Annotated in this window: 8 protein-coding genes; all 8 read left to right on the plus strand. The window is 39.3% G+C overall.

Annotation, left to right across the window (positions count from 1 at the left end; translation table 11 throughout):
- Positions 1 to 231 precede the first annotated feature (231 nt).
- The 8 genes from GFJ36_RS26260 (at position 232) to clpP (ending at position 4,817) form a co-directional block, all read left to right on the plus strand.
- Positions 232 to 438 (plus strand): DUF1657 domain-containing protein, encoded by a 207-nt coding sequence (locus tag GFJ36_RS26260; protein ID WP_000216160.1) that lies wholly within the window; start codon positions 232 to 234, stop codon positions 436 to 438.
- 93 nt (positions 439 to 531) lie between these two features.
- Complete coding sequence (locus GFJ36_RS26265; RefSeq protein ID WP_046955592.1) at positions 532 to 1,017, plus strand: YhcN/YlaJ family sporulation lipoprotein; 486 nt, start codon at positions 532 to 534, stop codon at positions 1,015 to 1,017.
- A gap of 29 nt (positions 1,018 to 1,046) precedes the next feature.
- Positions 1,047 to 1,523: a stage V sporulation protein AC gene (gene spoVAC, locus GFJ36_RS26270; protein ID WP_000095399.1), complete on the plus strand. Its 477-nt coding sequence runs from the start codon at positions 1,047 to 1,049 to the stop codon at positions 1,521 to 1,523.
- A complete protein-coding gene (gene spoVAD / locus GFJ36_RS26275) occupies positions 1,524 to 2,540 on the plus strand; it encodes a stage V sporulation protein AD (RefSeq protein WP_046955591.1) in 1,017 nt (338 codons plus the stop codon).
- Entirely contained in the window at positions 2,537 to 2,887 is a 351-nt protein-coding gene (gene spoVAE / locus GFJ36_RS26280) for a stage V sporulation protein AE (protein ID WP_000575918.1), read from the plus strand. The genes spoVAD and spoVAE overlap by 4 nt, the downstream gene beginning before the upstream one ends.
- Positions 2,888 to 2,898: 11 nt before the next feature.
- The gene (locus tag GFJ36_RS26285; RefSeq protein WP_088064786.1) at positions 2,899 to 3,105 is read left to right on the plus strand and encodes a DUF1657 domain-containing protein; all 207 of its coding nucleotides are present in this window, start codon (positions 2,899 to 2,901) and stop codon (positions 3,103 to 3,105) included.
- Positions 3,106 to 3,125: 20 nt separating this feature from the next.
- On the plus strand, positions 3,126 to 3,995 hold the full coding sequence (locus tag GFJ36_RS26290) for a DUF421 domain-containing protein (RefSeq protein WP_046955590.1): 870 nt from the start codon (positions 3,126 to 3,128) through the stop codon (positions 3,993 to 3,995).
- 240 nt (positions 3,996 to 4,235) lie between these two features.
- A complete protein-coding gene (gene clpP / locus GFJ36_RS26295; RefSeq protein WP_001049163.1) occupies positions 4,236 to 4,817 on the plus strand; it encodes an ATP-dependent Clp endopeptidase proteolytic subunit ClpP in 582 nt (193 codons plus the stop codon).
- Positions 4,818 to 4,851: the final 34 nt, after the last annotated feature.

Consider the following 4,851-nt stretch of genomic DNA (forward strand, 5'->3'; position numbering starts at 1 on the left):
GCTCTATCCGACTGAGCTATGGGCGCATGATTATAGAAAATAGTTCATTTTCTTTTCATAATAATAGCAATAAAATCCATCTAAATCAATAAAAATATCCCTGTAATCCTTTATGAACCTTAGTTAGGAATATATTAACAAAGTACTATCCCCTAAATTTTCCAATCATAAATTCATCCCAACTCACAAATTATAATCTTTGAATTGATATTCCAAAGGGGGCTTCATTCAATGACTGTAATTACAAAACTAAAGCAAACTGTTTCTGGATTAAAAAGTGCACAAGCTAGCTTAGAGGGATTCGCTCTTGATACGGATAACCAACAAGCAAAGCAACTTTTCCAAACAGCTGCAGAGCAAACGCAAACGATTATCGATTCTTTAAATCCACGCGTTGAAGAAGTCCAACAAGAAGAACCACAATACTCACAGCAATAACAGATTAGTCATGCTGTGAAATAGAAAAAGGATGATATGCAGTCATCCTTTTTCTATCACATTACATATTGCAATAGAAATGGAATGATAATCATGCGAAAACTCGGTCTCATAACCGCATTATTTGCCCTTCTATTTAGCTCTTTTACCGGATGTGATAATAGTCCCTTAGATAAAAAAGTGAAAGAAGAAGCAAAACGAACGGAGAAAGAAAAAGGTCCCAAACTAACAAAGACGAGTACGGAATCCTTTAATCAATCTATATCACAAGGAGCCAAGAAAAGGGCTCTCGCTATGGATGAAATTACAAAAAGCACAGCAGTGAATTCAAATTTGGATCTCTACATAGCAGTTCTACCTGAGCATCACGAAAGGTTTGGATTAAAGCCTCTGCGTAAGAAGCTTCAAAAGCAGCTAAGTGATGAGCATCCTACTTTCGATGTTCGTGTAAGTACTGATAAAAAAATCTTTATGTTACTCGAAAAGCTTGAGAGCAAAATTAAGAAAAAAGAAGTATCTAAAGACGAGATCAATAAGCAATTAAAACTCATTGGGAAAAAAATGGAGTCTAACACTTAACGCTTTTTAATAGAAAAGGAAGGATCGCAATGTCTAGTAAAGATAAGAACTTAACCCCTGTGCAACAAGAGTATAAAAAATTCGAGCAAGAACGCGAACCGAAGCGTCCTGTCTTGAAAAATTGTATTAAAGCCTTTTTCGTCGGTGGTTTTATTTGCTTCATCGGACAACTCATTTCTACGTTTTATATCACATATTTTGACTTCACTGAGCGTTCAGCAGGAAATCCAACAGTCGCAACTCTCATTTTCATTTCCATGTTACTAACTGGTTTCGGTATATATGACCGCTTTGGGCAGTTTGCTGGAGCAGGCACAGCTGTACCCGTTACTGGATTTGGTAACTCTGTTATTGCCGCATGTATCGAACACCGAACAGAAGGGTTCGTACTCGGCGTTGGAGGAAATATGTTTAAATTAGCCGGCTCTGTTATTTTGTTTGGTGTATTTTCAGCTTTCGTCATCGCACTTATTAAAACGATTCTCGTTCAATGGGGAGGGCTATAAATGTTACAAGGACACCGAACGTGGGTATTTGAAAACAAACCAGTTATTATTTCGACAGGAGTCGTTGGCGGGCCATTTGAAGCAAAAGGAAACATTCCAGAAGACTTCGATATCCTCCATGAAGATTTATGGCTCGGCCAGGATTCCTATGAAAAAGCCCATAAAATTTTATTCGAAGAAGCTTGTAGCCGCGCTACTGAAAAAGCCAAGCTTCGTAAAGACGATATTCAATTCGTACTTGCAGGAGATTTAATTAATCAAATCACTCCAACAAGCTTTGCCTGCCGTACACTCGGAACACCATATCTCGGATTATTCGGAGCATGTTCTACTTCCATGGAAGGATTAGCGCTCGGGGCAAGTATTGTAAATGCAAAAGGCGCAAAATATTTATTAACCGGGGCATCTAGTCATAACGCCGCTGTAGAGAAGCAGTTCCGATATCCAACTGAATACGGCGGTCAAAAACCTCCTACCGCACAATGGACAGTAACTGGAGCTGGCGCAGCTATTTTAAGCGACACTGGACATGGTCCTAGAGTAACATCTGCAACAATCGGACGAGTGATTGATATGGGATTAACAGATCCTTTTAATATGGGTGGTGCGATGGCCCCAGCAGCTGTCGATACGATTGAGGCCCATTTACGCGAACGACAAATTGACGCCTCTTATTACGACTTAATTGTAACAGGTGATCTTGGACATGTCGGTCGCGAAATTGCTTATGACTTACTACATAAACACGGAACGAAAGTAACGAGCGAACAGTTTCAAGATTGCGGCATACTCATTTATAGAGAAGGGCAACCTGTCATAGCTGGTGCTAGCGGACCGGGATGTTCCGCAACAGTCGTGTACGGTCATTTATTAAACCGAATGAAAAGAGGAGAGTTCAAAAAAATACTTGTCGTTGCGACAGGCGCTTTACTATCTCCACTTACATTCCAACAAGAAGAAACGATTCCGTGTATCGCTCACGCCGTTTCGATTGAATTTGGAGGTGCAACGCAATGATTTTTTTCTGGGCTTTCGTCATCGGCGGACTCATATGTGTAATTGGCCAACTTATGTTTGATGTTGGCAAGCTAACACCCGCTCATACAATGGCAACACTCGTTGTTGCCGGTGCTATACTGGACGGATTCAACCTGTATGAACCATTAATCGACTTTGCTGGAGCCGGGGCAACTGTACCTATTACAAGTTTCGGTAATGCCCTCGTTCACGGCGCAATGGAAGAAGCTGCAAAACACGGCATCGTTGGCGTCATTACCGGAATGTTTAAAGTAACAAGCGCTGGTATTTCTGCTGCTATCATATTCGGATTCATTGGTGCATTACTATTCAAACCGAAAGGATAAGAGGTGTTTGTATGACAGTTATCGCTAGCGTTAAAACCTGCCTTGCTAGTGTAAGGGGCGCTCAAGCAAGTTTAAGCTCCCTTTCACTAAATTCACAGGACGCGGAATCAAAACGCGTATTTCATGAATGTATGTTAGAAATGGACAGCATCATCGCTGATTTACAGAATAGAGTTTCATTATTAGAACGTGAAGAACCTCAATATAAAGGGTTTTAAGTAGACTGGAGGAAATGACTATGTCTCACCTGCCGGAATGGACACTTGTCATTCTTCGCTCTGTATTCATATTAATTATTTTATTCGCTATTACGAAATGGTTAGGGAAAAGACAAATCTCTCAGCTCTCCTTTTTTGAATACATAGCCGGAATGACAATCGGTGACATCGCTGCCCAAGTATCTACAGGGCTCGATTCAAAATTTTTCCATGGCGTCTTTGCGATACTCATTTTCGCTGTGGTACCTTTTTTCACAGGAATCCTCTCCTTAAAGAACAAAACAGCTCGCGACTTCTTTGAAGGGAAATCTACCGTATTAATAAAAGATGGAAAAATACTCGAAGATAACTTAAAGAAAGAAAAATATACAAGTGACGAATTACTGGAACTACTCCGTGGAAAAAATGCTTTCAGCGTAGCTGATGTTGAATTTGCCGTACTAGAACCGAGCGGAGAATTAAATGTATTATTAAAGAAAGATCGCCAACCACTTACAGCAAAAGACGTTGGCTTAAAAGTACCGAATGAAAAAGAACCACAAACTGTTATTATGGATGGCAATGTCTTAGATGAACCTCTATCCTCTAGTGGACATAACCGCGCTTGGTTACATTCTGAACTAGAAAAGCTCGGTGTTGTTATTGAAAATGTCTTTCTCGGTCAAGTGGATTCATACGGACAACTTACTATCGACATTTATAATGACAAACTACAAATGCCTTCTCCTCAAAACAAGCCTTTATTATTAGCATCTTTAAAAAAATGTCATGCTGATCTTGAACTATTTTCCCTAGAAACAAAGTCGAAATCAGCAAGCGAAATGTATAGTAAAAACGCGAAACACATCGAAAAGATTTTAAATAAAGTAACCTATCTTTTAAAAGAATAGATATCACAAGAACGCTTCAGTAAAAAGGCGTTCTTTTCTTTTTACTACAGATTTCATGACGTTTAAATTTATGTAATTCGGTTATGATGTTGAAGATACATAAGCAGGGAATTTCAAAAACATAGCGAATAATTCATGGTACAACTACATATTTTTTTGATTTAAAGTGGTTTCGTTTGACCTTTATTGACCATAATTGTATTATAAGACTAAGAAAGCTTTAGAAGGAGGAAATAACAGATGAATTTAATTCCTACAGTAATTGAACAAACAAATCGTGGAGAACGCGCTTACGATATTTACTCTCGACTATTAAAAGACCGCATCATTATGCTTGGTAGTGCAATTGATGACAACGTAGCTAACTCAATCGTTTCCCAGCTTTTATTCTTGGAATCTCAAGATCCAGAAAAAGATATTCACATCTACATCAATAGCCCTGGTGGTTCTATCACAGCAGGTATGGCAATTTACGATACAATGCAATTTATTAAACCACAAGTATCAACAATCTGTATCGGTATGGCTGCATCTATGGGTGCATTCTTACTTGCAGCAGGTGAAAAAGGAAAACGTTATGCACTTCCAAACAGTGAAGTAATGATTCACCAACCACTTGGCGGAGCACAAGGTCAAGCGACTGAAATCGAAATCGCTGCAAAACGTATCCTATTCTTACGTGAAAAACTAAACCAAATTCTTGCTGACCGCACAGGTCAACCACTTGAAGTACTACAACGCGACACAGACCGCGACAACTTCATGACAGCTGAAAGAGCTCTAGAATACGGCTTAATCGATAAGATCTTTACAAATCGTTAATACTTAAAAGCGGAAGCGGCTCGTTCAGAATCGC

This window comes from Bacillus sp. EE-W1, assembly GCF_009760835.1.
Taxonomy (GTDB): domain Bacteria; phylum Bacillota; class Bacilli; order Bacillales; family Bacillaceae_G; genus Bacillus_A; species Bacillus_A wiedmannii.

Excerpts from the sequence above, each read along its gene's own strand:
- GFJ36_RS26260 (WP_000216160.1), top strand. The coding sequence starts at position 232 with ATGACTGTAATTACAAAACTAAAGCAAACTGTTTCTGGATTAAAAAGT.
- GFJ36_RS26265 (WP_046955592.1), top strand. The coding sequence starts at position 532 with ATGCGAAAACTCGGTCTCATAACCGCATTATTTGCCCTTCTATTTAGC.
- spoVAC (WP_000095399.1), top strand. The coding sequence starts at position 1,047 with ATGTCTAGTAAAGATAAGAACTTAACCCCTGTGCAACAAGAGTATAAA.
- spoVAD (WP_046955591.1), top strand. The coding sequence starts at position 1,524 with ATGTTACAAGGACACCGAACGTGGGTATTTGAAAACAAACCAGTTATT.
- spoVAE (WP_000575918.1), top strand. The coding sequence starts at position 2,537 with ATGATTTTTTTCTGGGCTTTCGTCATCGGCGGACTCATATGTGTAATT.
- GFJ36_RS26285 (WP_088064786.1), top strand. The coding sequence starts at position 2,899 with ATGACAGTTATCGCTAGCGTTAAAACCTGCCTTGCTAGTGTAAGGGGC.
- GFJ36_RS26290 (WP_046955590.1), top strand. The coding sequence starts at position 3,126 with ATGTCTCACCTGCCGGAATGGACACTTGTCATTCTTCGCTCTGTATTC.
- clpP (WP_001049163.1), top strand. The coding sequence starts at position 4,236 with ATGAATTTAATTCCTACAGTAATTGAACAAACAAATCGTGGAGAACGC.